The 24793-nt window shown below is 36.7% G+C and carries 35 protein-coding genes; 32 read left to right on the top strand and 3 right to left on the bottom strand.

Going from position 1 to position 24793, the window contains the following annotated elements; genetic code table 11:
• Nucleotides 1-91: 91 nt before the first annotated feature.
• Nucleotides 92-241 (bottom strand): hypothetical protein, encoded by a 150-nt coding sequence (locus MKX78_RS19665; RefSeq protein ID WP_322910556.1) that lies wholly within the window; start codon nucleotides 239-241, stop codon nucleotides 92-94.
• A gap of 400 nt (nucleotides 242-641) precedes the next feature.
• Here MKX78_RS19665 and MKX78_RS19660 point away from each other — a divergent pair, with 400 nt between their 5' ends.
• The 23 genes from MKX78_RS19660 to MKX78_RS19550 all read left to right on the top strand — a co-directional run bounded on the left by MKX78_RS19660 (nucleotide 642) and on the right by MKX78_RS19550 (nucleotide 15797).
• On the top strand, nucleotides 642-941 hold the full coding sequence (locus MKX78_RS19660; protein WP_322910555.1) for a hypothetical protein: 300 nt from the start codon (nucleotides 642-644) through the stop codon (nucleotides 939-941).
• Between the two features lie 215 nt (nucleotides 942-1156).
• Complete coding sequence (locus tag MKX78_RS19655; protein WP_322910554.1) at nucleotides 1157-1675, top strand: hypothetical protein; 519 nt, start codon at nucleotides 1157-1159, stop codon at nucleotides 1673-1675.
• 73 nt (nucleotides 1676-1748) lie between these two features.
• Nucleotides 1749-2216, top strand: a complete 468-nt coding sequence (locus MKX78_RS19650) for a sigma-70 family RNA polymerase sigma factor (RefSeq protein WP_095371164.1) — start codon at nucleotides 1749-1751, stop codon at nucleotides 2214-2216.
• Nucleotides 2217-2353: 137 nt separating this feature from the next.
• Nucleotides 2354-2497 carry a hypothetical protein gene (locus tag MKX78_RS19645; protein WP_157733841.1) on the top strand — a complete coding sequence of 48 codons (144 nt, stop codon included), beginning with the start codon at nucleotides 2354-2356 and terminating at the stop codon, nucleotides 2495-2497.
• 109 nt (nucleotides 2498-2606) lie between these two features.
• Nucleotides 2607-2795 (top strand): hypothetical protein, encoded by a 189-nt coding sequence (locus MKX78_RS19640; RefSeq protein ID WP_341050571.1) that lies wholly within the window; start codon nucleotides 2607-2609, stop codon nucleotides 2793-2795.
• Nucleotides 2796-2865: 70 nt separating this feature from the next.
• Nucleotides 2866-3114, top strand: a complete 249-nt coding sequence (locus MKX78_RS19635) for a hypothetical protein (protein WP_341050573.1) — start codon at nucleotides 2866-2868, stop codon at nucleotides 3112-3114.
• 64 nt (nucleotides 3115-3178) lie between these two features.
• Nucleotides 3179-3898: a phage terminase small subunit gene (terS, locus tag MKX78_RS19630; RefSeq protein ID WP_341052037.1), complete on the top strand. Its 720-nt coding sequence runs from the start codon at nucleotides 3179-3181 to the stop codon at nucleotides 3896-3898.
• Nucleotides 3895-5199: a PBSX family phage terminase large subunit gene (locus MKX78_RS19625; RefSeq protein ID WP_341052035.1), complete on the top strand. Its 1305-nt coding sequence runs from the start codon at nucleotides 3895-3897 to the stop codon at nucleotides 5197-5199. The genes terS and MKX78_RS19625 overlap by 4 nt, the downstream gene beginning before the upstream one ends.
• A gap of 12 nt (nucleotides 5200-5211) precedes the next feature.
• Entirely contained in the window at nucleotides 5212-6675 is a 1464-nt protein-coding gene (locus MKX78_RS19620; RefSeq protein ID WP_341052032.1) for a phage portal protein, read from the top strand.
• The gene (locus MKX78_RS19615) at nucleotides 6668-7585 is read left to right on the top strand and encodes a minor capsid protein (RefSeq protein ID WP_341052030.1); all 918 of its coding nucleotides are present in this window, start codon (nucleotides 6668-6670) and stop codon (nucleotides 7583-7585) included. Before MKX78_RS19620 ends, MKX78_RS19615 begins: the two co-directional genes overlap by 8 nt.
• A 186-nt stretch (nucleotides 7586-7771) precedes the next feature.
• The gene (locus tag MKX78_RS19610; RefSeq protein WP_341052028.1) at nucleotides 7772-8380 is read left to right on the top strand and encodes a DUF4355 domain-containing protein; all 609 of its coding nucleotides are present in this window, start codon (nucleotides 7772-7774) and stop codon (nucleotides 8378-8380) included.
• A 16-nt stretch (nucleotides 8381-8396) separates the two neighbouring features.
• A complete protein-coding gene (locus tag MKX78_RS19605; RefSeq protein WP_341052027.1) occupies nucleotides 8397-9317 on the top strand; it encodes a phage major capsid protein in 921 nt (306 codons plus the stop codon).
• A gap of 3 nt (nucleotides 9318-9320) precedes the next feature.
• Nucleotides 9321-9500 (top strand): hypothetical protein, encoded by a 180-nt coding sequence (locus tag MKX78_RS19600; RefSeq protein ID WP_341052025.1) that lies wholly within the window; start codon nucleotides 9321-9323, stop codon nucleotides 9498-9500.
• 1 nt (nucleotide 9501) lies between these two features.
• Nucleotides 9502-9825, top strand: a complete 324-nt coding sequence (locus tag MKX78_RS19595) for a phage head-tail connector protein (protein ID WP_341052022.1) — start codon at nucleotides 9502-9504, stop codon at nucleotides 9823-9825.
• Nucleotides 9822-10127 (top strand): hypothetical protein, encoded by a 306-nt coding sequence (locus MKX78_RS19590; RefSeq protein WP_341052019.1) that lies wholly within the window; start codon nucleotides 9822-9824, stop codon nucleotides 10125-10127. Before MKX78_RS19595 ends, MKX78_RS19590 begins: the two co-directional genes overlap by 4 nt.
• Entirely contained in the window at nucleotides 10120-10476 is a 357-nt protein-coding gene (locus tag MKX78_RS19585; protein ID WP_341052018.1) for an HK97-gp10 family putative phage morphogenesis protein, read from the top strand. Before MKX78_RS19590 ends, MKX78_RS19585 begins: the two co-directional genes overlap by 8 nt.
• 8 nt (nucleotides 10477-10484) lie before the next feature.
• On the top strand, nucleotides 10485-10871 hold the full coding sequence (locus MKX78_RS19580) for a hypothetical protein (RefSeq protein ID WP_341052016.1): 387 nt from the start codon (nucleotides 10485-10487) through the stop codon (nucleotides 10869-10871).
• An 11-nt stretch (nucleotides 10872-10882) separates the two neighbouring features.
• The gene (locus MKX78_RS19575; protein ID WP_341052014.1) at nucleotides 10883-11386 is read left to right on the top strand and encodes a phage major tail protein, TP901-1 family; all 504 of its coding nucleotides are present in this window, start codon (nucleotides 10883-10885) and stop codon (nucleotides 11384-11386) included.
• 30 nt (nucleotides 11387-11416) lie between these two features.
• Nucleotides 11417-11794: a tail assembly chaperone gene (locus MKX78_RS19570; protein ID WP_341052012.1), complete on the top strand. Its 378-nt coding sequence runs from the start codon at nucleotides 11417-11419 to the stop codon at nucleotides 11792-11794.
• A gap of 62 nt (nucleotides 11795-11856) precedes the next feature.
• Nucleotides 11857-12147 carry a hypothetical protein gene (locus tag MKX78_RS19565; protein WP_341052009.1) on the top strand — a complete coding sequence of 97 codons (291 nt, stop codon included), beginning with the start codon at nucleotides 11857-11859 and terminating at the stop codon, nucleotides 12145-12147.
• Nucleotides 12148-12356: 209 nt separating this feature from the next.
• Nucleotides 12357-14741, top strand: a complete 2385-nt coding sequence (locus MKX78_RS19560; protein WP_341052007.1) for a phage tail protein — start codon at nucleotides 12357-12359, stop codon at nucleotides 14739-14741.
• Nucleotides 14742-14757: 16 nt separating this feature from the next.
• A complete protein-coding gene (locus tag MKX78_RS19555; RefSeq protein WP_341052005.1) occupies nucleotides 14758-15543 on the top strand; it encodes a distal tail protein Dit in 786 nt (261 codons plus the stop codon).
• A gap of 11 nt (nucleotides 15544-15554) precedes the next feature.
• Nucleotides 15555-15797 carry a hypothetical protein gene (locus MKX78_RS19550; protein WP_341052004.1) on the top strand — a complete coding sequence of 81 codons (243 nt, stop codon included), beginning with the start codon at nucleotides 15555-15557 and terminating at the stop codon, nucleotides 15795-15797.
• Here MKX78_RS19550 and MKX78_RS19545 read toward each other — a convergent pair.
• Nucleotides 15778-16029, bottom strand: a complete 252-nt coding sequence (locus MKX78_RS19545; protein WP_341052001.1) for a hypothetical protein — start codon at nucleotides 16027-16029, stop codon at nucleotides 15778-15780. The two genes, MKX78_RS19550 and MKX78_RS19545, sit on opposite strands and share 20 nt — an antisense overlap.
• A 70-nt stretch (nucleotides 16030-16099) precedes the next feature.
• Here MKX78_RS19545 and MKX78_RS19540 point away from each other — a divergent pair, with 70 nt between their 5' ends.
• The 8 genes from MKX78_RS19540 (at nucleotide 16100) to MKX78_RS19505 (ending at nucleotide 23475) form a co-directional block, all read left to right on the top strand.
• Nucleotides 16100-20203: a phage tail spike protein gene (locus tag MKX78_RS19540; RefSeq protein ID WP_341051999.1), complete on the top strand. Its 4104-nt coding sequence runs from the start codon at nucleotides 16100-16102 to the stop codon at nucleotides 20201-20203.
• The gene (locus MKX78_RS19535) at nucleotides 20200-20607 is read left to right on the top strand and encodes a hypothetical protein (protein ID WP_341051996.1); all 408 of its coding nucleotides are present in this window, start codon (nucleotides 20200-20202) and stop codon (nucleotides 20605-20607) included. The genes MKX78_RS19540 and MKX78_RS19535 overlap by 4 nt, the downstream gene beginning before the upstream one ends.
• Nucleotides 20604-20843: a hypothetical protein gene (locus MKX78_RS19530; protein ID WP_341051995.1), complete on the top strand. Its 240-nt coding sequence runs from the start codon at nucleotides 20604-20606 to the stop codon at nucleotides 20841-20843. Before MKX78_RS19535 ends, MKX78_RS19530 begins: the two co-directional genes overlap by 4 nt.
• A 31-nt stretch (nucleotides 20844-20874) precedes the next feature.
• Complete coding sequence (locus MKX78_RS19525) at nucleotides 20875-21147, top strand: hypothetical protein (protein WP_191813058.1); 273 nt, start codon at nucleotides 20875-20877, stop codon at nucleotides 21145-21147.
• Nucleotides 21140-21379, top strand: a complete 240-nt coding sequence (locus tag MKX78_RS19520; RefSeq protein ID WP_341051992.1) for a phage holin — start codon at nucleotides 21140-21142, stop codon at nucleotides 21377-21379. Before MKX78_RS19525 ends, MKX78_RS19520 begins: the two co-directional genes overlap by 8 nt.
• A gap of 53 nt (nucleotides 21380-21432) precedes the next feature.
• Complete coding sequence (locus tag MKX78_RS19515) at nucleotides 21433-22314, top strand: M15 family metallopeptidase (protein ID WP_341051990.1); 882 nt, start codon at nucleotides 21433-21435, stop codon at nucleotides 22312-22314.
• A gap of 255 nt (nucleotides 22315-22569) precedes the next feature.
• Nucleotides 22570-23151, top strand: a complete 582-nt coding sequence (locus tag MKX78_RS19510) for a hypothetical protein (RefSeq protein WP_341051987.1) — start codon at nucleotides 22570-22572, stop codon at nucleotides 23149-23151.
• 24 nt (nucleotides 23152-23175) lie between these two features.
• Complete coding sequence (locus tag MKX78_RS19505) at nucleotides 23176-23475, top strand: hypothetical protein (RefSeq protein ID WP_341051985.1); 300 nt, start codon at nucleotides 23176-23178, stop codon at nucleotides 23473-23475.
• Nucleotides 23476-23523: 48 nt separating this feature from the next.
• Here the strand turns inward: MKX78_RS19505 and MKX78_RS19500 are convergent, their stop codons facing one another.
• Complete coding sequence (locus tag MKX78_RS19500) at nucleotides 23524-23715, bottom strand: hypothetical protein (protein WP_341051983.1); 192 nt, start codon at nucleotides 23713-23715, stop codon at nucleotides 23524-23526.
• A 141-nt stretch (nucleotides 23716-23856) separates the two neighbouring features.
• On the opposite strand from MKX78_RS19500, the gene MKX78_RS19495 reads away from it, so the two are divergent.
• Nucleotides 23857-24540: a hypothetical protein gene (locus MKX78_RS19495; RefSeq protein WP_341051981.1), complete on the top strand. Its 684-nt coding sequence runs from the start codon at nucleotides 23857-23859 to the stop codon at nucleotides 24538-24540.
• Nucleotides 24541-24793: the final 253 nt, after the last annotated feature.

Raw genomic sequence — 24793 nt, 5'->3', positions numbered from 1 at the left:
ATGATAGATCAGTTTAGCAATTGAAAGGAGTAGGACAATATAGAAAGCCTACTTTTGTATAAAGAAGGCTTTTAGAACAACTAATAAGTGTTTATTCGGTATTATTTAATTTGCCTTTATAGTACAGGTAATCAACTTTGTTTTTTGTAGCCGTTAATTGGGAAGCTAATATTGCAGTATATATTGTTGTTAGAAGGACAGCTAATACACCAAGTCCTAATACAGAATCATTTTTTAACATAAAATTACACCTCCTTCTAAATTTATCTTTTCTAAATAAGAAGAATTTATACGAAGGATAATTAGTTGATTAGGAGGGGAAGAGGATGCATTGGGAATGTCGATATTGTTATTTTCCAACTACAGTGGAAGGCGATAGGGTTTGTTCATCATGTGGCGCAGAATGGGAAGCAGCAAAAATTCTAGTTGAAGATGATGATTAAGAAACAAAAGGTATGAGGAGTTAATTTCAATGAATTACACAATAGGCAGCACGCTGATCCACGAGGGTAATAGATTCACAGTTCAAGATATTACGCACCTTGACCAGTTGACCTTTCTCTTTTTCGCAGAGAGTCCTGCTCAGGGGGTTAGGGAAGATTTGATTAAGTGGAATGAAATTACATTAGAGGAGGACAATTATGCCAATAGTTGATATTGATAAAACAAAGCAATTGGAATTTGGATATGGTGATATTGAAGTGGCTGCAGGACTTTTGCAATCTGATGATACAGTCGGTACCGTGTTGTTTTGGAATAACGAGAAGAGAAATGAAATTGGTGCTTATCATGAGTACGGTGAAGATAAAGTTATGAGTGTAGAAGAAACACCAGTACGGATGCTCTTTACAAAAATTGAAAGTATAGATGTTGTTATTGATGCATTAGAGAAATCTAAACAAAAGATGCTATCTAAAGATAAACAAGTAAACACAAGATAGAGAAAGTTTACTACGAAAAGAAAGAGCCCATCCAAGCTCTCTCTAATCGTGTGACCATATTATGGAAGTGGGTAAGAAAATATACCTAAGTAGGCACTGCGGAAGATTTTTAATTCCTTACCCAATAATAATTTATCCATAATTAATAAAAGTATGCATGAAAAATAAATAATTTAACAAAAGAAGAAAATAGCTCATATAGAGGGGTTGATTAAATGAAGAATAGATATGAGACACTTGGCGAGACTACCGTCATCTTCATAAAACGTAGAAACGGTGATGTGTTCAACACATTTATTGATACTTCTGATCTGGAAAAAGTAGATAGTTTCCCAGGTAGTTGGTTTGTAAATTACAACAAAAAGACAGAATCCTATTATGTGATGGGCAACACAAAAAACAAAGAGGGGAAACCTGCTTTGATCGGCATGCATAGATATATTATGGACGCACCAACAGATAGATTTGTGGACCACGTAGACAGGAACACTTTAAACAATAAAAGAAATAATTTGAGAATAGTAACCTTGTCCGAAAACAACCAAAATACAAGGGTTCAAAAAAATAACACATCTGGTGCTAGAGGCGTCACTTGGGATAAAGATAAGAAAAAATGGAGAGCTACTGTCAAATATAGAGGGAAGGTTTATTATTTCGGTTATCACAGAACTGTAGAAGATGCTTCGCTAGCAGCTAAAGAAGGAAGAAAAAAACTTCTCCCTTTTGCAAATTAAAAGTCCCTGCAATGCAGAGACATGACCAGGAATCCCCGGCACCCAATTATATTTTAACATAGGGGGTTCCTGTATGAAAGAAGCTGCCAGCATTAAAAGAATCGAATCGTTGTTAAAAGATTATCATTGGATGAAAAAAGAAGTGGAGCGCCTTGAAAAAGTACTATTTGGATATTCTACACCTATGAAAAGTTGGGGTGTTGCTCAATATGGGATAGAGGCAACTTTGCCAAAAGGAAGCTCTGGAAAAAGCCAAGCGGAGTTAAATAACATGGATTTACGTGAAGAACGTTTATATAACAGGCTAGAGCGACTTAGAGAGAAAGTATATGTTATTGAGTTTGCTGCCGAATTATTGGAAGATGAACGCGATAAAGTCATTTATGATTGTATCCTAGATGGCATGTCATTCCGAGAGATATCTTATCATTTGTGTATATCTAGAAATCAGGTCAAAAAAGCCAAAGAAACCATATTGAACCATTTGAGCCAAAAAAGCCACTTTGTGCATTTGTTGAAACACGAAAAATCGGCATGCTAAAATGGAAGGCAGGACAGGGGAGGCAGTTAAACAAGCTGCTTCCTCTATTTTTGTGCGTTGCTCACCTTTCGGTGATTTTATAGGAGGATTTACCCCGTTTTATGGCGAATTATGTTATAAAAAGGGGAGGATTGCATATGGAGCAGGTGAAACAAGGATTGTGGATTTGTTCTAAATGTGAGGCAGTAATCACAGATTATAATGAGTACCATGACAATGATGGCGTTTGTGATGTGTGTTATTCCATTCCTATTAAAAAACGAAGGGGGCTTTTGAAATGAGAAAAGATCCAGGTGGAGGAAGAATTAAGAAGGACCCAGGTGGTGGCGGCTATCATTCAGATCTAGGTGTAGGAGGTCATCATATTGACCCAGGTTGTGGAGGTATATGATGCTCAATACTATCTTAAGAGACCCTAAGCCAGGAGGACACCATTCTGACCCTCCACGAGGTGGACATCACCAAGACCCAGGTGGTGGAGGATGGAAAAGGAACCCGAAACCAGGAAGTGATTGGCTAGCTTGGATTTCTTGTTTAATTGATCCAGGAGGCGGTGGCAGACAATGGGGAATAAAGTAGGTGGGTAATTAATTTTATTATCAGGAGGATTTACGTTTTGTTCAGATGCAACTAGAAAGGGAGAATAAAAATGAGTGGTTTTAAAGTTAAGGTGTATGCTTCAAATTCACCGAAGGATACTGTGAATGGGCAAAGTTTTAATTTGCCAATAATTCCGAGGGTCGGGGATTATATTGATGTAAAGTATAAACCTGATCCAATAAAGCGCCCTTTGAATAGTGTTGCAGGGGTTTTTGAGGTGAAAAACGTATTCATCCATGAGGCAGACTCAACATATGACGCTCACATCCATGTATTAATTGAAGAAGAGATAGAATAAAATTTAGACCTCAAATCGAGGTCTTTTTTCTTTGTAAAAAAAGACAGGAGGTAGGTGCCATGTAATGAATTGGGAGGAAATAAGGAAAGAATTTGAGACATCAAAAATTACATTAAAGGCGCTTGCTGATAAGCATGATATAAAAATTGGTACTTTGAAGAGCAGAAAAAGCCGTGAAGGATGGTCGAGAGATCCCACTAAAAAGGATGCAACCCAAAAGAAGAAGGTTGCAACCCAATTAACAAAAGATGCAACAAGAAAAAGAAGTGGAAATCCCAATCCTCAAAACCAATTCACGAAACGGAACAAGGCAGCAGAGAAACACGGATTTTTCTCCAAGTTCCTTCCTGCTGAGACATTAGAAATCATGGAGCAAATGGAAGAACGTTCACCTGCTGATTTGATTTATGACCAGATACAGATTCAATATGCTGCTATCATAAGAGCACAAAAGATAATGTATGTAGAGGATAAAGACGAGATCATAAAAGTGCTCAAAAAGAAAAAGGATTCCGATTTTGCAGAAGAACGTGAATGGGAATATCAATTTGCTTGGGACCGTCATGCTACATTTATAAATGCCCAATCTAGAGCTATGAGTGAGCTTCGGTCTTTAATTAAACAATTTGATGAAATGGCGCATATAGACGATGAACGCAGGCTTAAATTAGACCTGATGAAGGCACAAATTGATAAAACTAGAGCTGATGCAGAAAAAGCTAGTAACAATGATTCTGACAAGCCAATAGAAATTTTAATCAAGAGAAAAGGTGATGGAACATGATTGAAAAAGAGGTCAATCCACACTTTGAAGATTTTCTCTTTGACTGGAATCAAAAGTTTCAATTTCTTGTGGGTGGATACGGATCATCAAAATCTTATCACGTCGCTTTGAAGGTTATTCTCAAATTACTTTCTGAAAAACGTACAGCTCTTGTCGTTAGGGAAGTATATGAGACTATCAGGGAATCTTGTTTCTCGCTGTTCGAGGAAATCCTTATTGAGCTGGAAATCGACGATAGGGTTAAAGCTGTGACTTCTCCAATGCAAATACGTTTTCCGAATGGCAGCAAAATCATATTTAAAGGAATGGACAAACCGCAGAAACTCAAATCCATTCATAATGTATCGCTAATTTGGCTTGAAGAGTGTTCAGAAATCAAATATGAGGGATTTAAAGAGTTGATTGGTCGTTTAAGACACCCAACTTTGCCACTTCATATGATTCTCTCAACAAATCCTGTAGATGAGGGAAACTGGACGTATTCACATTTCTTTATCAAAAATAAAGGCCAAGAAGATGAGGTTATATTTCTTGATGATGAGGATTTATATGAGAAAAGGGCACTGGTTGTCGATGATACCTACTACCATCATTCAACAGCTGATGATAATTTGTTCTTGCCAGCTAGTTATGTGGAAGAACTAGAAAAAACAAAAATATATGATTTAGACCTTTACCGAGTTGCAAGGAAAGGTCGTTTTGGCGTGTCTGGAACTAAGGTTTTACCTAAGTTTGAAAGCAGGCCACACAACGAGGTTATGGATGCTATTAATGATATCTATAAACCTATTTACCGGGCAGGAATGGACTTTGGTTTTGAAGAGTCATCTAACGCACTCCTTCGTATGGCTATCGATGACAGAGAGAAAATTCTCTATATCTATTGGGAGTATTACAGCAAAGGTAAGGATGACCCAGAAATTGCGGATGACTTAGCTGGATTTGCTCAAACAAAAGAGCTAGTCAGGGGTGATAGTGCTGAACCGAAAACTATTTTTTATCTTAAAAAGCGTGGTATTAATATTAAACCGGCTAAGAAATTTCAAGGCTCGAGGTTACAGAATACGAAGAAGGTAAAAAGATTTCACAAAATCGTTTGCTCAGACCAATGTAAAAACACAATTCGTGAATTAAAAAGCCTAACTTACAAAAAAGACAAACAAGGAAATACAATTTATGACGAATTCAACATCGACCCACATACATTCAGTGCTATTTGGTATGGATTAGATGATTATGAAGTGGTTGATTTGAAGAACCACAAAGAAACATACAAAGCCCTACAATCATTGGGTCTGTAAAGGAGGGATACTATGGCAAAAGTGAATGATTTTGAACAAGCAAAGGATATTCAATATGGAGTAGTCAGTAAGCAACGTTTTCCCGACTCTGCAAATACTCATTACACTTTTCCGAGTGTTGATGATTTATTAAGTGATGCTGATCAGATAGCTGAAATGGTGCAACACCATATGTCCTACCAAAAGCCACGCCTACTAACATTGAGAAATTACTTCAAAGGAAATAACACCACAATTCTAACTGGGAAAAGGCGAAAAGAGGAACATGTAGCAGATAACCGCGCCACTCATAATTTTGCTAAATACGTGAGCCAATTTGTCCAAGGTTACATGGTAGGCATTCCGTTGAAAACAACTTACCCAGAGGAAACGATTAATGAAAAGTTGAGGGATATGAACCGAGCAAATGATGCAGATGAACATAATAGTGAATTGATTTTAGATCAATCTATTTATGGTCGAGCATATGAGATTCTTTACCGCAGTCAAGACGATCAGATTAAATTCACTACATTGGATGCTGTTTCTACTTTTGTTGTATACGACGATACAGTTGAAATGCTACCTATAGCTGGTATTCGTTACATGGATAATCAATTTCGTGATAACGAGACGATTGTATATGTCTATACAGACAAAAAGATTTATATTTTCAAAGGTAATCAGAACCTAGACAATATAAAGCTTGATAGAGAGCAAGAACACTCATTTGATGGTGTGCCAATCATTGAATATAGCAATAATAAATTTCGCCAAGGCGACTTTGAAGATGTCCTTAATTTGATTGATCTATATGATTCTGCTCAAAGTGATTTAGCCAATTATAGTCAAGATTTAAATGATGCCATGCTTAAGATAGTGGGAAATCTAGAGATAGATGCAGAAGAAGCTAAGGATATGAAGGAAAAAAATATCTTACTTCTCCGTACCGAAGCCAACTCAACTGGCTCATCAATACAGGCTGACGCGGGTTATATCTACAAACAATATGATGTTGCTGGGTCAGAAGCATACAAGGACCGTATTGCTAATGACATTCATATGTTTACCGCCACTCCTAATATGAATGATGAAAACTTCGGTGGTGTTCAGAGTGGTGAAGCGATGAAATATAAACTCTTCCTACTTGAACAAAAAAGAGCCACAAAGGAAAGGTTGTTTAAAAAGTCTTTGCGTGATCGTTACCGACTGATTAATAACATCATGAGAGTCGCGGCAGAAGGTGAATTTGATGTAAATAATTTAACTATCACATTCACTGAAAATCTCCCTGAAAACATTGCTAAAGAAATGGAATGGTTCACTGGTGCAGGCGGCCGTCTTTCTAACGAAACTATGCTCAGTATGCTGACATTTATCGAAAATCCTCAAGAAGAAATCGAGAAAATCGAAGAAGAGGACAAAAATAGTCCTTTAAGCCAGCCGGTGTATGATTTCGAAGCAAATGAGCAAGAAGAAGTGAGCAATAATGAGTAGTTACTGGCGAGATAGAGAACTGGAACATATTGAAAAGCTAATCAAAAATGAATCAACCATCGCCAAAAAGATTAAACGAAATCAACTCAACGCAATGGCAGAGATTCAGAGACTCATAGAGAGTTTCTATGGCCGTTACGCATCTTCCGAAGGTATTTCTATGGAGGAAGCGAGAAAACGTATAGGAAAGCTCGATATGGAGCGATACGAACGATTAGCAAAGCAATATGTCAAAGAAAAGAACTTTACGAAGAAGGCAAATGAAGAAATGCGATTGTATAATGCGTCGATGCGTATTAATCGTCTTCAACTACTCCTTTTAGAAATCCAGTTAGAAGTAATTGCATCTACCAGCTCAGAGGAAAGATTACTCTATGAGGAAATGACAAAGGTTGCAAAGGCAGAATATGCAAGACAAGCAGGTATATTAGGTGAGTCATTGAATCGAAATGCTAAATCAATAGCTTCAATCGTGGATTCTTCCTTTTTGAACGCTACCTGGTCAGATAGGTTGTGGTCCAATCAAACAGCGCTTCGCACAGAATTAGAGAAATTACTTAATAGGGGGATTGTACAAGGTGTCAACTCAAGAGTATTAGCTAGAGACTTGAGAAAGGTATTTAACTCAAGTATCAGCAACTCTGAGCGTCTCATGCGCACCGAAATGGCGAGAGTACAAGGTGATGTTTTTAAGGACAGTATGAACCAAGGTGATTTTGATGCATACGAGTATATCGCTGAACCATCTGCCTGCCCTATATGCAAATCCTTAGATGGTAAAGTGTTTAACCTTAAAGATATGAAAGTTGGAGTAAATATGTACCCTATGCATCCGAATTGTAAATGCGCTACTGCAGCTGCTATGGATCGTGATGCTTGGGATGCTGATTTGAGGAGTAGAGGATTATAAGTTTGACCTAAGTAAGTCATTAAAAGGCTATGAAACTCACAAAATCAATCGTACATGGACATTTAGAAACTAAATAGAGTATTTGTATGGGAAAGTCGTAGATGGGCTAAAAAAGCGTGTCTGGGGCTTATTTTTATGCAAAGAAATAAGAAGTAACAATGTGTATGTGGGATAGGAGGATGCATAATGAATTTACCAATTAACGTTTTAAATAAATCATTCTTATTAAAGCTGAATTTACAAAACTTCGCTGATGATCCGCAAGGCGGAGGGCAGGACGAACCACCAGCTGATTCAGAAAAACTTGAATTAACTGCGGATGAATTACAGAAGAAAATTGAAGCTGAATCAGATCGTAAACTAGCTAGTGCTTTGCAGAAGAAGCGTGGAGAGTGGGAAAGTGAATTACAAACTAAAATTGATGATGCACTAAAAGAAAAAGATCGCCTTTCTAAGCTGTCTGATAAAGAGCGCAAAGATGAGGAATTATCACAGCGTGAAAAAGACATCGCGAAACGATTAGCAGAAATTGAAAGAAAAGAATTGAAGGCAGATGCTATTGCTGATCTCACTCAAAAAGAATTACCTACTTCGTTTGCTGATTTTCTTTTAGCAGAAAATGCTGAATCAACACTTAAAAACATCAATGATTTTAAAACAGCATTTGATGAAGCTGTAAATGCAGCAGTTAAAGAGAAGTTACGTCAGGACCCACCGCCAGCCGGCAGTGGAGTTTCTGGAAATAAAGGTGTAAGCGTTAAGGATATCGCAAGCCAACACCGACTTATAAAATAATTAGGAGGAATTTATAATGCCAACATTTAATCCAGACAACGTTTTATTACAAGATGCTAAATCAGGTGCTATCCCATCAGAACAAGGAACTTTAGTTATGAAAGATATCATTTCAAACTCTGTTATGATGCAATTGGCTCAATATGAAGAAATGACTAAACAAGAAAAAGAATTTACTTACCTAGCTGAAGGAGTAGGTGCTTACTGGGTGGGTGAAGGTGAAGTTATCCAAACTTCTAAACCACAATGGTTAAAAGCTAAAATGGTCGCTAAAAAACTAGGTGTAATCGTTCCAGTATCACGTGAGTTTTTGCAATATACACTATCTCAGTTTTTTACAGAGGTACGACCACTGATTGCTGAAGCATTTTATAAAAAATTCGATGAGGCGACTATTCTAAATGTAGATAACCCATTCCCTCAATCTGTTGAAGAATCTGTCATTACAGCGAGCCACGTTGTTACAGGTGATATTAACGGGGATACTTTTTACGAGTTAACAGACCATGTGAATGATGCAGGGTTTGACGTAAATGCGTTTATTTCTAAAAAACAAAATAAATCATTGTTACGTAAAGTCGTAGACGGATTCACACAAGCTGACGGAACAATCACGGATCCAATCCGTTTATATGACCGAAACTCAAACACATTAGATGGCTCTCCTGTTGCTGATTTAGAATCAACATCAATGGAGAAAGGAGAGCTATATGCTGGTAACTTCAATTACGTTCGTTACGGTATCCCTTACAATCTAAATTACGCTATCTCAGAAGAAGCGCAACTTTCTTCTATCGTTGATGAAAATGGAGAACCAATCAATCTATTCGAACGTGAATTAATCGCTATTCGTGCCACTATGGATGTTGGTTTTATGGTCCTTAAAGATGATGCCTTTGCTAAAATCGAGCCAACTACTGCTCCTGAGGGTGCGTAATCTGTGTCAAAATATATTGTTGTAAAAGATTTTACTGATTTAGAAGATGGTAACTATGTTTATACAGAGGGTGATAAATTCCCTCGAAAAGGGAAATGCAAAAAGGCTCGAATAGAGGAATTATTATCAACTACCAATAAGCGTGGAGAGATTCTTATAAAAGAAATCGAAGAAGGCGATTAATATGTTAAATAACATCAAAATTCTTCTCGGTATCAAGGACAATCTGCAAGATGATGTCCTTGATGTCCTTATAAAAAATGTTCAAAGTCATTTGACGGTTCTTTTGGGGAAGCAAATACCAGAGGAGCTATCTTTTATCGTGCAAGAGATCGTCATTCGTCGTTTTAATCGTATTGGTACAGAGGGTATGAAATCAGAATCCGTTGAAGGTCATTCTATTGCGTTTTATGACCTTAAAGATGAGTTTGTACCTTATGCTGATATAATCGATTCTTATAAGGAGACGGTGGATGAGCCGAAAAGGGGTAGGGTGATGTTCTTTTGAGATTTGATGATCGAATTACTTTTGTCAAAGAGCAAGAATCTTATTATGACCCTGTGGAAGGTGAATGGATTGAAGGGGAGTTAATTAAAGAAACTTTGCCTTGCAATCTTTCTAATTTAGGTATCACCCGTACTGCAGAGTTATTTGGTTCTATCGATAAAAGCGTAACTGTAGCAAGGTTACAAGTGCCTTTCGGTGGTCCGATTGATTATGTATTAATAAACGAACAAAAATATCAAATTAAGCGCCGTTCCGATTACAGGAAGGGTGTTTTTTATTTAGAGGGTATTGCAAATGGCTAGATCGAGTTCATTTTCAGTTACTGGTATTCGCCAATTACGAGGGAAACTCAAAAGAAATGCTAGTCTCCAAGATATCAAGAATATTATTCGATTGAATGGGTCTGAGTTGGATAGAGGTATGAAGCGAAATGCTAACTTCGTAAAGGGATATTCTATTGGTGACACTAAACGATCTATCAAATTTAGTATTCAAAACAACGGATTTACTGCGAAAGTTGCGCCAACAACCAACTATAGTCCATATCTCGAATACGGAACAAGATATATGAGCGCCCAGCCATTTGTTTACCCTTCTTTTACCGTACAAAAAGTAAAATTCTTAAATGACTTAACAAGAGTGATGAGGTAGGTGGATAAATGGAACCCAAAAGTGTTGAACAACAATTATTTGATGCTGTTTTCTTAGCTTCGATGAATCTAGGATATAAAACAGTTGATTATTTACCACCTAGCGACTTTGCTTATCCCTTCGTTTTCATCGGAGAAACATTTAACCAGGATGGTAGAACAAAATCTGGTTTATATCACGATATCCAGCAACGTATACACGTATATCACACAATTAAAAAACGTAGAGAATTATCAACGATGGTTGAAGCGATCAAAAGAGAATGTCGGTTGTTAAAGAGAGCTGACACATATTACATCAATTGCAAGAGAGCACAAAGTCAAATCTTACCGGATAACACAGACGTGGAGCCATTGCTTCATGCAATTATCGAACTAGAGTTTAGACTTAATTAGGAGGTTATTACATGGAAATGATGCAAGGGAAAAATCGTATCCTACTCTTTAGGAAATTGTCACAACAAAATACAGTTGCTGCTAAGTTGGTATTCCAAACGGATCATACTTTTAGCTATTCTCGTGAATTAGATTCTATTGTTACAAAAGATGGTCGAGTAATCAAAGTGGGCGAATTAGAGTCTGAGGTGAGCATTGAAGCCATTCAAGCGAAAGATGATGCAGTTGGCCCGATGCTTCGTGACTCAGTAATTAAAGGTGAGAAACTGGAACTTTGGGAAGTATCAGTTGATGAAGGTTTGAAAAGTAGTGAAGGAAAGTATCCAGCAGTATATGCACAAGGGTACCTAGATTCTTGGGAAGATGCTGCAGGAGCAGAGGATGAAGCGACAATCTCAAGTAACTTTATCGTGGAACTTGAACCGCAATTCGGATTTGCAACATTAACAGCAGAGCAAGAAAGTGCAGCACAATACGCATTTACAGACACTATAGCAGATGGAGAGCAGGCATAAGCTTGCTCTTTCTTATTGGGAGGATAAAACATGGAATTTAAAATAGCAGACAAGGAATATCAACTTAAATTTGGCATCAAGTTCATTCGTGAGTTAGACAAAATCTACAAAGTAGATTACCAAGGTATGAAATTTGGTATGGGAGTTAATTTAGCTTTTATGAACCTTAATCAATACAATCCTACTGCGTTAGCTCAAGTTATTAGTGCGGCTGTTTCTCATGAGCAGAGTCCACCGAAAATCTATCAAGTTGATAATGCTATTGAGGACTATGCACTTGAAAATGATGGTTTGAGCAAATTATTTGAAGATTTACTTGATGAACTGGGAAAGTCACCAGTAGCCAAGGACACACTGAAGGTATTCAAGAAGAACGCAAAAGTTCAAATAGATCAGGAAGTACAATAAAATCAATAGAAACTTACGAAGAAATAATACTTAGTTGTTTCCGTTATCTAGGATTCACAAGCTTGTACGATGTTGAGGTTTTATCTCTTTATGAATATCGAATGAGGATGAAAGCCTATCAGCTATCATCCATAGACAAGGAATATGACATGCATAAACAAGCATGGCTTAATTTTGTTGTGCAATCGACAAAAGAACAGGGTAAAAAGCAAGTGCCCGTTTATACAAAATTCAAGGATTTCTTTGATTATGATGAGCGCATTAAAGAAATCAAAGGTACACAAAAAAAACGGTTATCAAAACGACAAAAAAGAATGGCCCATCTTGCAGCTGGGGTTAATGGAAGGGGGTAACGGATATAGCTGAATCATATAGCGTTGAAGCTTATCTCAGAGCCACTGGGGTCGAATCATTTAGTAGAGCTTTTAATAGTGCTGCTAGTGGCGTTAACGGATTAGAAAGATCAACTAGCAACTATTCACAAGCTACTCAAGATGCAATCAGGCGATCTGGAGGCTTCATCGATGCTCAAGGGCGTTTGCGTAACGCTCAAGGACAGTTCATGTCAAGTACAGAAAGAGCTAGACATGGATTACAAAATTTCGGGAATACAACCAGCGACATCAACAGAACCATGGATAGAGCAAGCTTTTCTATCAAAGGTTTCATCGGCTCCATTCTTGGAATATCTGCTGTTGTGGGTGTCATTAATACAGTAAGAAATGCGATAGATGGTGCAGTATCTCGATATGATACTCTAGGAACCTTTCCTACCGTGATGAAGCAAATGGGATTTTCGGCAGAGGAATCAGAAAAAGCCATAAACAAATTATCTGATGGTATTCAAGGATTACCAACCACCCTAGATGATGTAGCTAGCACTGCTCAACAAATAGCGACTATGACGAATGATTTAGAAGGAGCTACAGATACCACTTTAGCCCTTAATAATGCATTCATTACGTCTGGTTCTTCATCTGCGGATGCTTCTCGTGGTTTAAACCAATATGTGCAGATGTTATCTAAAGGTGAAGTTGATTTACAGTCATGGCGTACATTACAGGAAACGATGGGAGTAGCCCTAAATGATACTGCAAAAGCGTTTGGTTTTGCTGGTACCTCTGCTCAAAATGATCTATATGCTGCATTGCAAAGTGGTGAAATCACCTTTCAAGATTTCAATGATAAGATTATTGAATTAAATGAAGGTGTAAATGGATTTGCGGAACGAGCGAAGACGTCTACAAGTGGAATACGGACAGCTTGGACTAATATGCAAACTGCAGTTGTTAGAGGGGTTACCAATATCATTACTGCGATTGATGAAGTACTTAAAAACACTCCTTTAAAAAGTATTGAAAATATCATAACGACGACAGGGAAGGCCTTCTTTTCCTTCCTAGATTCCTTTGCTAAGGGGATAAGTACTGTGTTACCTGTAGTTATTGGGTACTTCCAATCGTTGTTTTCGTTATTACAACCGTATATTCCTATTCTAAAACAGATCGCTATGGGTGTAGCTGTTTTTATTGCAACTTTTGCTGGATTAAATACTCTTAAAAACATAATTTTAGGGGTTAGGACAGCGATGGTGTTGTTGAATACTGCTATTCTGATGAATCCGATAGCTTGGCTCGCTGCATTAGTAATTGGTGCAGTAGCAGCATTTATCTACTTCTGGAAGAACAGTGAGATATTTAGAGATAAAGTCACTTCTGCTTTCCAAACCTTAAAGACGATTGCTATGCAGGTTTTCTCAGTAGTAGCTAGTTTCATAGGCGAAAAAATCGATCAAATAAAGCAATTTTGGGATGAGAATGGCACTCAGTTTGTTGAGGCTGTTAAAAACGCATTTAAGATGATTCTATCGGTCGTTGAGTTTATTATGCCAGCGGTCTTATTTGTCGTTGAAATGGTTTGGACGGCTATAAAACAAGTAATAGATGGCGCCCTAAATATCATAATGGGACTAATTAAAATTTTCTCTGGATTATTTACTGGTGACTGGTCGAAAATGTGGGAAGGTATTAAACAGTTGTTTTTTGGAGCGATTGATCTAATTATAGGGTTATTTTCGCTTTCTTTTGTAGGTGGATTAAGGAAACTTCTAGTTAGCTTAGGGAAGAGTGCTTTAAGTCTAGTTAAATCCATGTGGACTGGAATAGTTAACTTTTTCAAGAGCTTTGGCTCTACTGCATCAAGTATTGCATCCAAAATGAGTAAGTCAATAGTTGATTATTTCAAGAGTCTTTATGACAGAGCTATTAGTATATGGTCTACTCTCCGTACTTTTGGAGCAAGCATCTGGAACGCTTTAAAAGAAACAGTTGTTGGTGTCGCTAAAACAATCTTTTCCACAGTTAAAGGTAGATTCCAAGATAAATTTAATGCAGTAAAAACGACAATGACAAACCTAAAAACCAAGGTGAGCGACATCTGGGGTGAGGTAGTCAAATTCTTCAAAAATATTGACCTTTACAAAATTGGTAAAGATATCATTCAAGGGTTGATCAATGGAGTAGGTGCAATGTCCTCCGCGGTGTGGGATAAAGCGAAATCAATTGCTAATGGAATCGGTGACTCTATTAGAGGAGCTTTAGATATACATTCCCCAAGCCGAGTAGCTATAGGTTTAATGGAGTACTTCGGTCAAGGTATGGTAAAAGGTCTCGATAATTCAGTTTCGTGGGTTGAAAAAGCATCTCAAGCACTTGGTGATGCGGTTGTTCCTGATGTCCCTCGTTTTAATCTGGCAGGCGAAGTTGCTGGTATAAACAAAATGGCACAATCAAAGATTTATAGTGATGTGCAAAGCGCAGTATCGGTTTCAAAAGAACCAGCTAATATCAATATCCGAATCGGACAAAGTGAATTTAATGCTTTTGTCGATGATATTTCTAATGCCCAAAATCGAAAAGCCTTTAGAAACAACAAACGACCAAGATAGGAGGGCGCTTACGTTTATGTATAACTTTATAGATACCATACCAAATGATAACGCAAAGAATGCCCTCTTATCGTTGCAAACTGTTTTTAATGGGTTTAACCTTGATGAACTATTAACAGATGCTACAGGGAGATTTGTCACGTTGTCAGTAGGTGGTAGAGGTGTTCTTTCCAGAAGAATGAATATCACGGAAACACCTTATCAACATGGCGCAAGAGAAAAGGGATTCACCTATGATATTAGAGAAATCCCAGTGAAGTTTTTGATTGAGGATAAGACTAGTAGTGGGTTAAGGAATCGGTTTAATAATTTGAATGCCTTCTTATTAGGCAGCAAAAAACGGTTAGAATTTACCGATGAAGAAGCTTATTTTATCGCTACATTGCAGAGTGCTGATATACCAGATGAAGAATCTAATTCATTGGTGGGTACTCTTATTTTTGTTTGCACTGATCCAGCAAAAAGAAAGAATTCTAAAGAAATCAATGTGACTGAGACAGATGCGACACATATAATTTCAACTCAAGGAGAGACACCTTGGTCTATAAACGTTGTTTTCAATGAAGCAAGCAATAAATTTGAATTTACAGCAAGCAGTGGTCTATACCTCTTACTAAACTATACATTTGTCGCAGGAGATAGATTGCAGATTGATTATGTTGGTCGCAAGGTGTTTTTAAACGGTAACGATTTAAGGTCAGGGGTCAGCATGTCATCGAACTATGTGTTGCTACAACCAGGTGAAATTACATTAAAAGCAAGTCATAATTGTGATTTGGTTTATGACGAGAGATATTATTAGGAGGGATAATGATGAGTGGAGCGAAGTATGAGCCAGTTAGGGCAAAAGGGTTTTTAGGTGTAGAAAAACCTAATGGTGAAGCAAGAATGACTACTGTATCTCAACTAGAGAGAATTGAAAAGAAAATGGACAGAATCCTTGAACTTTTAGAAGGTCAGGAGCTGCCCACTCCTGTAAAGGTTAATGGTAAAGCAATCGCTGAAATAATCAAATCCGACTTTGAGAAAAATAAACTTAATCGTCGTCATCTGTAAGTAAATCTAATTCAGATAAAATATCATGAATCATATACTCTGCATGAGTGTTTGCATTAACAAAAGTTTTACTAAGTAATTTTGGAAGTATCTCATCTGTAAACTCTTGTAATGGGACAATTCTTTCTTGCCCATAAGCTTCTTCAAGACCTTTAGCGAATTCTTTCCTAGTCACTTCTTGTACTTCTTTAATTATTTGTTCAAATCGCTGTTTTGATATTTTTTTCGCCATAGTTTCACCCCCTTCGATAGACCTATTTCGACAGGAGGTGACAATTCCCCTGTAGAAAGGATGTGAAATTTTGACAGAGTTATTCATTTTTAACCAAGACAATCAACCATTGACCATTATCTCTGAAGATAGTGGTCTTATTAGTGCTCCTTACCGTATTGAAATTAATAAGATACCAGAAACACCTTTTTCTTTTACTGTAGAAGCTGACAGCAAAAACGCTAAGTATGTACTTGAAGAAAATAAAGTTGTTTTTCGAGATCATGAAGGTGATTTAAGGATATTTGTTATTAAAGAGCTTGATGACTCTGACGGCATGGATGGACCATTAACTACAGCTACCTGTGAACCAGAGTTTTTAGAACTTGCAGAGCATATTATCTTAGATAAACGATTTTCTGATAAGACTGCACAAGTTGCTCTGGATGCAGCTTTAGAAGGTACTGGTTGGATAGGCGAAGTAGAAGTTGACTTAGGACTTGCCTCCACAAACTTTTACCGCATGCGGTCAGTCGATGCTGTTTGGGAGATTATCAAAGTTTGGGGCGGTGAAGTTAAAGATGTCGTTGAGTTTGACGAGGAAAATAATATTGTCGCTCGTAAGATAAAAATCATCCAACGACTTGGCAAAGATACAGGTCAACGCTTTGAAATCGACCACAATACAACCGAGATTGGTAGACAAGTTTTAAGCTATCCTGTAACTGCAATGTATGGTTGGGGAGCATCGCTTGAAACAGAAGGCGGCGGCAACACTCGTTACATTGATTTCGGCGATGTTGAAATGTCTATTGCTAATGGAGATCTATTCGATAAACCTAAAGGGCAAAAATGGGTTGGTGATCCAGAGGCGTTTGCAAGTTATCGCCGCATTCGTGATGGTGTAGCTTTACATCGTTTTGGTCAGTTTAGCAACCAAGACTATGAGGACCCCGAGGAACTATTGTGGGCAACATGGGATAATCTCCAAAATAATAATAAACCAGTAGTTAATTATCGCCTATCTGTTGATTTATTTGACGATAAAGTTAGTTTGGGTGATACAGCCATAGCAATAGACCGTAAGTTTGCTAGACCAATAGAAATACAATCTCGTATCATCGCCATGGAATATGACCTTTTAGACATTGATGGCACGATGGTTGTTGAGATGGGTCAATTTCTACAGTTAGATGATAATCGGCTTGAAGAATTAGAAAAGGAAGTTGAAAAAATCCGTGACCGCCCACAACAAGTAACTGAAGGTAGTTTCCCAGACATCAAGCCCACTACTCCAATAAATGTTGAAGCGATAAGTGGAATGGGAGCTATACAATTATATTGGGACTACGGCAGTTCGATTTATGTAAAACACTACGAAGTATATGGCTCACAATTAAAAGACTTTGTGCCAGATACACAGCATTTATTGTGGAGGGGAAATACTAGCGGCTTTCTACATTCCGTAGAAACAGACCAAGTGTGGTATTACAGAATAAGAGCAGTTAATCAGCATGGTACAGCTAGTGATTGGTCAGTGCAAGTTAGCGCCTCCGCACATCGAGTACGAACACCCGATATTCTATTTGGTCCTGAAATAGCTGAGGAATTAAGGAAACTTGAGATAATTGCTGATAATTCTATTGATATAAATAAACTAAGTAATGAAGCTAGAGAAAAAATCCAAGCACAGTCTAAACAATATACAGATGCCGAAATCAAAGCCACAGAAGTTAGCTTAATGTTAGAGTTAGCTAATAAGGCTGGGGTTGAATATGTGGACGGAAAGATATATCTCGTCAATGAGGAATTGCTTAATAAAGTTGATAACGGCGTTTATCAAAACAAGATGCTCGGTATTGATTCTTCCCTAGATGGGCTATCTGTAAGAGCTGAAAATGTTGAAGCTAATATTGATACACTTACTAATGAAGTCGATTCAGCAGTTGTGCAGATAGCTAATGTGGACATTAAAGCAAATCAAATCAGTCAAAATGTATCGTCGCTTTCGCAAACCGTTAATGAACAAGGCACCGCGTTATCAAGGGCGGAAACTTCGCTCGATTTACTATCTGATGAAATAGAGCTAAAAACCCAACAGATTGATACCCTCGGAACTCGCATGACGCAAAGTGAATCATCACTCAGGTTATTATCTGATGATATTCAGCTAAAAGTAGACCGTGATGGAATTATTGGTGCGATTAATGTACAACCTGGAGATGTGAAAATCCACACTAGATTACTTGATGTAGGTGATTTTACAAATCTCGTAGATAATGGAACATTCGAGGATGATGCTACCAACGTTACAAACAAAGTAAATGGATGGATAAACGAAAACCCAAGTAACTCAGTTTTTATGGTATATGATCAAACAACATGGGGCTTACAAAACGGCTCAACAAAGACCATGGTTTTATGGGCAAATTCTGTTCGCAATGTTGATGTCATGCAAGAAAGATATATCCAAGTAAGTGAGGGGGATGAGCTTTACTTTGAATGGGAGTATCGAAATCACAATACTGCAGGGACTGGAAGACAAACTTTTGGTGTACGTAATTACTCTCCTTCTAAAGAACATCATAGTTGGGGAACAGCTTTCACTACAACAACCAAGACCGTAAATTGGACTAAAATGAATGGTTCATATAAAGTGCCAGCTGGAGTTGGATATATTAGAATTCGCGTTACATTTGAAAACAATGGAGAAACTTCTAACCGCCTATATGTTGATAACCTTGTCGTTAGAAGAAAAAATAACGCAGCATTGATTGTAGATGGCTCAATCACAGCAAACTTAATGGCAGCCAATAGTATAACAGCTCAGAATGGCGCATTAGCAAATGCGTCTATTACGCGTGCAAAATTACAAGATGCCATTATCGGTACAGCGCAAATTGATGATTTAGCTGTTACAGCTGCGAAAATTGCAAGCGTGAACGCTGACCGTATCAATGTAGGTGCATTGAGAGGTATTGACGTATATGGAGCTAAGTTCCGTTCTTCTGACGGATTAACTAACTTAGAAATCATTGGAGGAAATGTCCGTCTTACGCAGTCTAATGGGCAATATGTAAATGTTAATCCTGACGGTTTGTTTGGATATAATTCAGGCGGTTCTCAACGATTTAGTGTTGATAGATCACTAGTAACAAGTGCAGCTCTAGGCACAAGTAATTCTAATGTCTATTTGGCTCCGGACTCAACTAATGAAGTCAGGGTGGTTAATATTTCAAGTATTCCATCAGATGGTGTTGCAGAGAATTACAGTTACAGACCTATCAGGGCTCAAGGATTACGTTTTGGACCGGGATATAATGGATATATCGGCACAGATCGAGAAGTAAGAATAACAAGTTCAGCGTTTACGCAAGCGGACGGATCAGTTGTATATCGTGATTTACGAGCTTCTGTTATTTATGGTTTTGGTTTCAGCACTAATTCAACCAATGCTTATATAGGGTCAGATGATGAAACAAGGTTTGTTAACAAGGGATATGTGGATGGTTCTTCTGGTAATCCAGTATACCGTAATGCGAGAGGATATAAGGGGTATTTTGCTGGAATTGCTACAAACACGTCAGCAGGAGGAACTCACTTATATCTGGGTGCTAACGGTGACATAAGAGCAACAGGTGTTGGAATGGCTGATGAAGGAAGTATTATTTGGCGCCAAGTGGTCGCAGCTGGATTTCAAGGTAATTATATTGAAGTAAATCCGAATACTGCTGGTCAAAATTTATTTGTAAGAGCTAATAACGAAGTGAGAGCAACAGCTAGTGGAACTACAGGAACGTATATCCCTGTTAGAGCAGCTAGTTTTCCCACAGGTTCATTAGCTTCATATAAGCAAGACATAAAAGAATGGACAGACAGTGCGTTAGATATCATTAACAGATCAACAATTTACCAATACCGCCTAAAAAGAGAAGTTGAAAGTGGGCATTCACGAGTAAGACAAGGGTTAGTTATAGGTGAGGGTTATCAAATTGCCGATGAATTAATTGATGGTGATGGTGTAGAGCAATATCTTATGAACAGTATCAATATGAAGGCTATTCAGGAATTGGATAAACGTACACTAGGTCATTCAGATGAGATAAGTTGGCTAAAAACCGAAAACCAACTGTTAAAAAACGAAATCATTATATTAAAAAATAAAGTAAAACAATTGGAGGATAAAGTAGCATGAAAATAAAAAATAAAGATTTAGTACACGTCATTAATTTCCTAGATGGATTAACTGTAAAAGGGTTAAAATCAATTCATCGTACAAGCATTTCAGAAAAGCTTAAATCAAAACTAGAGACATTTTCAAAAGCGCAAAAACAACTGCAAGAAGAATTTCAAAAAGACACCGGAACTAAGAAAGGAGAATGGCACCAAGAAGAATATAAAAAGTTACTAGAACAATTTAATTCGATTGATGACACAGACTCTAAGGTTGAGATTAGCTCGCTTAAATCTGTCATCAATCCACTTGTTGCAGAGGATTCAGAGCATGAATTTAAAGACGGTGATGCGATTGGAGTTGCAGCGCTTTATACTGCACTGGAATTAGGCAAAGAAAATAATACAGAGGAGGTAACAGCATGATGGAGCAATATAACTTTATAGAAACAAGTTCCCGAAATATCACTGAAAATGGGGAACAATTACGGGTTGTGAATTTCCGAGGTACAGATCAAACAAGTATACCAAACCAACAATTAAACGTTGATGGAAGCTTTACTATGCCTATGATGGATTATTTTATGGCAGGCGTGGAAGGGCGATTGTCGGAAGTGATTAGAAATAAAGTTATTGGTCGATTAGCACCGGAAGCCGAATAGGCTTTTTTATTTTGCATAAGGGGGAGAAATTTTGACTTTTATCGGATTAACATTACAAGAATGGGCTGCTTTGCTCGCCATACTAGGTACTCTCTTTGGGGGTATCTCTTTTATTTTTAAAGGAATTATTGTAAAGCCGTTGAGTGATGCCATTGCCAATCTACAAAAATCTATAGATGAGTTTCGCGAGCAAATGAAAGAGAGTGATGATGATCGTAAAGCCATCCACATGAGGATTAACAGATTAGATAAAAGGGTGCATGGTCTTGAAATTCAATTGAAGGGAGGTGATAGGCATGAATAAAGATGTTGTTGCTCAAGTAGTTGGTTTTTTATCAGCCATCATGATGTTTCTAGGCACTCTTAATGTTAAGTTTGAGTGGCTTACAGCTGCGAGTATTGACGCATTTGGTATTGTTCTGACGGGTGGTATTGCTCTAGGAATCACTTTATACACAATTTATAAGAATCATTTTGGGTTTACCAAAAAAGCTAAACAACAAAAGGCTTGGCTAGAGAAAGAAGATAAATTATAAGGCTGTCCAATCGGGCAGTCTTTTCTAATACAATAAATAAGGGAGTGTTTTAAGTGACATTATATTATCAAGAAAGAAACTTAAATAACATTGCAAAGCTTGCGGACAATACAAAGGCTCTAGCTCTAAAGTGGCATGAGTATTTAGTGAAAAATGATATTAATATTCTTATTTACGAAACTATCCGTACCGAAGCAAAACAGCGTGAATATGTAAATAGTGGAGCTTCTCAAACTATGCGTTCTTATCATTTGGTTGGACAGGCTTTGGATTTTGTTCCTGTAAATTCAAAAGGTGAAACACTTTGGAATGGATATGGTGCAGCCGATGTAAAAAAAGCTATTAAAGAAGCTAAGCGCCTTGGTTTTGAGTGGGGTGGAGATTGGAAAAGTTTTATTGATAAGCCACACCTTCAATTTATTTATAAAGGTTATGGAACAGATACGTTTAACGGTTCAAATGTGGATACTCCTTCTAAAGGTGAAGGTACTAAGCCATCTAATATTGCTACAAGTATTGTGGATTACCTTAAATCAAAAGGGATTGATTCTTCATTCTCTAATCGAAAGAAGTTAGCTAAACAATATGGAATCAATGATTATGAAGGAACACCAGAACAAAATATACTTTTATTAGAAAAATTACAAAGTGGCGCTAAGCCTGTAGAACCAAGTAAACCAAAGGAAAATAAGCCAAAACCGAAAAAAGAATACGTAACATTACCAGCATCAGCAAAGACATGGAGAACATACAAACTTAATGTAGCACCTGTTAAAAAGAACTCTGACTGGTCACTCACTCCTGCTGCGTTTGGCGGGTTAACGTACGAGATTCTTGATAAGCCTCAAGCAAATGTCGTGACGATTAAGACTTCTAGAGGTAAACGTAATATCTATGTTGGTTCTGATACAAGCGCTAAGATATTTAAAAAGTAATAACAAAAGCCCTTCTTAATTGAAGGGCTTTTATTTTGTTAGCAAAATGATTTACATATATAGATGTTTTATTAAAAAAATTAATAACTTAGGTTGTATTGTGTAGTTGTTGATTTAATAGTATCTATTATTAATATTTAATTTTTTTAAAAAATAAAAATAATATATTGACAATAATTACATTTTTCTGATATTTAAATTTTGTACAATAATTACAAGATTTGTACAAATCATACATAGAATGGAGAAATTAGGTTGAAGAAAACATTATTAACATCAGCAGCATTTATCTTAGGTTTATCAGCAGTAACACCAGCATTTGCAAATGGAGTAGAAAATCAGCAGACAGAAAATGCAGTTAATTATGAAGAATCTGTAGAAAATCAATTTACTTACGTGTATAATGGGGTTGAGTTTACTGGGAATACTGAATTAACTGAGGAACAGTTAGCAGGCATGTATAGTAATGTAGTATCACCAGAACCAAAAATCACACCATTTGCAAATGATTCCGGTGGTAGCTATGTTTCTGTTATTGCACCAACTTATAAAACTTATAATAATGCAGGAGTAAAAGCAGCTGCAGAAATACTAGTATCATCTATCGTAGCAAAGTCTGGTGGTAAATTAACAAAGTCAGTAATTTATACTTGGACTTTGGGAAGAGTTCAATCATGGGCGAGCTCAATTAATAAAACTTATGTTGGTGGTTGGGTTTCAAGTTCATATGTAAATGGTGAGAGAAGATACTATGAAACTATGACACGTTATAAAAATAGTAATTACACTTCCCCTTCATCAGTACAATATTATGATGTTACTTTGCATTGGAAGTAATATTTTTTAAAGGAGTTATGTAAAATGCAACAATCTATCAATAATACATCAGATTCTCAGCAAAAAAAGAAATACACCACGTTTGTAAATTTTGTGGTAATTACTCTATTAATAAGGGTTTTCCCTTTTTTTGAGAATGCTTTCGCTAATACTTATTTAATTTGGATAGTATTGTTGGGTTTAGTAGTAATAACTGTTGTCGAGAAACTTGATGTAGCAGATAAAGTTAAAAATCTGTTTGTAAAGTATAATTTAAACTTAGTCATTGTATATGTTATATATATAAGCCTTTATTTTATTTTATCGGTTTATATTTTTAATTAAATGAAAAATAATAAAAAGGTGCCTCATATTAAAGGGGCACCTTTTCGATTAATCAATTTTATTTGGACTTTTGATTACTTCAAATGCTTTCTGTAAGGTTTCTTTTATTGTACTACCTTCAACCTTTATTCCACCTTTGTCAGATGTTCCAACAATGGTAACTGGCCTACTTTGAGCAAGGATATAGTATTTATCACCTTTCTCATCAGTGACGGAAACATATATATCCTCTGGTTTCATGACAAACGTCTCCTTTAGATAGTTATTATACTAGGTATATAATACCTAATTTGGTAGATTTATATTTTTTTATTGAATAATTCTAAAAATTGTAATAATATTCGTTATGTAAAATATACCATATTAGGAAGAGAGAGAGAAATGAAAAAAGAAAAATTATCTAGAGTTTTAAAGGGGTTAATGGTTTTTGCTTTATTATTTTCTTTATTAGGAAACATACCAGTAAGAGTTAATGCAGAAGAGCAAGAGATCGATATTGATTTCGATAATATTGAATTAACTGCTGAAGAAGAATTACTTGCTGAAGAATTAGCTTCTGAGTTAGAATTTCTTGTTGAAGAGGGAGCAATAATTGATGAGAAGAATGATATTTTACTAGGATTTGACGAAGATGTACTTGATGAAAGATATTCTGGTAAGGAAGAATATCAAGATATCAAGAATACATTAATTGCCTCAGGAGCATTTATTGATAAGAATGATCCGGGAAATGGTGCAGGTAATGGAGGTGGTAATGGAGGAGATAATGATGTTGAGCCTCCTGAAATTGAAATAATGGCTCTTAAAAAGGAAAATCCTAAATTTACTGCAGCTGTTAATTCTTGTATTAAGGACAATTTAAAAAGTTCTTTTGGATTATGGGTTACTCAGTTTACTGCTGAGGGTGTTGTAGGTATGATTAAAAAAGGCCAATATAAAAAAGCTGCTAAAGCCATTATAAAACTTGGTGTTAAGGCCACAGCTCTGGGGACAGGAATAATGCTAGTTTGGATGGTTGCAAATTGTGAGGACAAAGCGTTAAAAAAACACAAAAAATGGCTTTGAAAAAATTAATTTAAAAGGCGAGGATTATGAAAAAATTTAGTACATTAATGGTTTCTTTTCCTATAGGTTACTTTGTACTAGCTACATCTTGGTGGTACTTTAAAGGAATGCCAGAAAAAATATATGATATAACATCGTATTTAGGGTTTTACTATATGTTTGCTTCAGTATCTATATATATAGATATAAAGATTGATCAAAGGAAACAAAAAAAAGCACAAATAGAATGCAAAAGTGAAGGGAATCATAATTG

This window comes from Cytobacillus sp. FSL R5-0569 (assembly GCF_038007265.1).
In the GTDB taxonomy this organism is placed as follows: Bacteria; Bacillota; Bacilli; order Bacillales; family Cytobacillaceae; genus Cytobacillus; species Cytobacillus kochii.
Note: the sequence above shows the minus strand (reverse complement) of the source record. Positions and strands in the feature narration are given on the sequence as shown.

Coding starts and splice junctions, on each gene's coding strand:
- MKX78_RS19655 (WP_322910554.1), top strand. CDS start 1,157: ATGAAGAATAGATATGAGACACTTGGCGAGACTACCGTCATCTTCATA.
- MKX78_RS19585 (WP_341052018.1), top strand. CDS start 10,120: ATGGCTAGATCGAGTTCATTTTCAGTTACTGGTATTCGCCAATTACGA.
- MKX78_RS19645 (WP_157733841.1), top strand. CDS start 2,354: ATGGAGCAGGTGAAACAAGGATTGTGGATTTGTTCTAAATGTGAGGCA.
- MKX78_RS19530 (WP_341051995.1), top strand. CDS start 20,604: ATGATGGAGCAATATAACTTTATAGAAACAAGTTCCCGAAATATCACT.
- MKX78_RS19605 (WP_341052027.1), top strand. CDS start 8,397: ATGCCAACATTTAATCCAGACAACGTTTTATTACAAGATGCTAAATCA.
- MKX78_RS19580 (WP_341052016.1), top strand. CDS start 10,485: ATGGAACCCAAAAGTGTTGAACAACAATTATTTGATGCTGTTTTCTTA.
- MKX78_RS19505 (WP_341051985.1), top strand. CDS start 23,176: ATGCAACAATCTATCAATAATACATCAGATTCTCAGCAAAAAAAGAAA.
- MKX78_RS19665 (WP_322910556.1), bottom strand. CDS start 241: ATGTTAAAAAATGATTCTGTATTAGGACTTGGTGTATTAGCTGTCCTT.
- MKX78_RS19535 (WP_341051996.1), top strand. CDS start 20,200: ATGAAAATAAAAAATAAAGATTTAGTACACGTCATTAATTTCCTAGAT.
- MKX78_RS19615 (WP_341052030.1), top strand. CDS start 6,668: ATGAGTAGTTACTGGCGAGATAGAGAACTGGAACATATTGAAAAGCTA.
- MKX78_RS19575 (WP_341052014.1), top strand. CDS start 10,883: ATGGAAATGATGCAAGGGAAAAATCGTATCCTACTCTTTAGGAAATTG.
- terS (WP_341052037.1), top strand. CDS start 3,179: ATGAATTGGGAGGAAATAAGGAAAGAATTTGAGACATCAAAAATTACA.
- MKX78_RS19495 (WP_341051981.1), top strand. CDS start 23,857: ATGAAAAAAGAAAAATTATCTAGAGTTTTAAAGGGGTTAATGGTTTTT.
- MKX78_RS19620 (WP_341052032.1), top strand. CDS start 5,212: ATGGCAAAAGTGAATGATTTTGAACAAGCAAAGGATATTCAATATGGA.
- MKX78_RS19625 (WP_341052035.1), top strand. CDS start 3,895: ATGATTGAAAAAGAGGTCAATCCACACTTTGAAGATTTTCTCTTTGAC.
- MKX78_RS19550 (WP_341052004.1), top strand. CDS start 15,555: ATGAGTGGAGCGAAGTATGAGCCAGTTAGGGCAAAAGGGTTTTTAGGT.
- MKX78_RS19610 (WP_341052028.1), top strand. CDS start 7,772: ATGAATTTACCAATTAACGTTTTAAATAAATCATTCTTATTAAAGCTG.
- MKX78_RS19555 (WP_341052005.1), top strand. CDS start 14,758: ATGTATAACTTTATAGATACCATACCAAATGATAACGCAAAGAATGCC.
- MKX78_RS19640 (WP_341050571.1), top strand. CDS start 2,607: ATGCTCAATACTATCTTAAGAGACCCTAAGCCAGGAGGACACCATTCT.
- MKX78_RS19660 (WP_322910555.1), top strand. CDS start 642: ATGCCAATAGTTGATATTGATAAAACAAAGCAATTGGAATTTGGATAT.
- MKX78_RS19635 (WP_341050573.1), top strand. CDS start 2,866: ATGAGTGGTTTTAAAGTTAAGGTGTATGCTTCAAATTCACCGAAGGAT.
- MKX78_RS19650 (WP_095371164.1), top strand. CDS start 1,749: ATGAAAGAAGCTGCCAGCATTAAAAGAATCGAATCGTTGTTAAAAGAT.
- MKX78_RS19570 (WP_341052012.1), top strand. CDS start 11,417: ATGGAATTTAAAATAGCAGACAAGGAATATCAACTTAAATTTGGCATC.
- MKX78_RS19520 (WP_341051992.1), top strand. CDS start 21,140: ATGAATAAAGATGTTGTTGCTCAAGTAGTTGGTTTTTTATCAGCCATC.
- MKX78_RS19560 (WP_341052007.1), top strand. CDS start 12,357: ATGTCAAGTACAGAAAGAGCTAGACATGGATTACAAAATTTCGGGAAT.
- MKX78_RS19545 (WP_341052001.1), bottom strand. CDS start 16,029: ATGGCGAAAAAAATATCAAAACAGCGATTTGAACAAATAATTAAAGAA.
- MKX78_RS19595 (WP_341052022.1), top strand. CDS start 9,502: ATGTTAAATAACATCAAAATTCTTCTCGGTATCAAGGACAATCTGCAA.
- MKX78_RS19500 (WP_341051983.1), bottom strand. CDS start 23,715: ATGAAACCAGAGGATATATATGTTTCCGTCACTGATGAGAAAGGTGAT.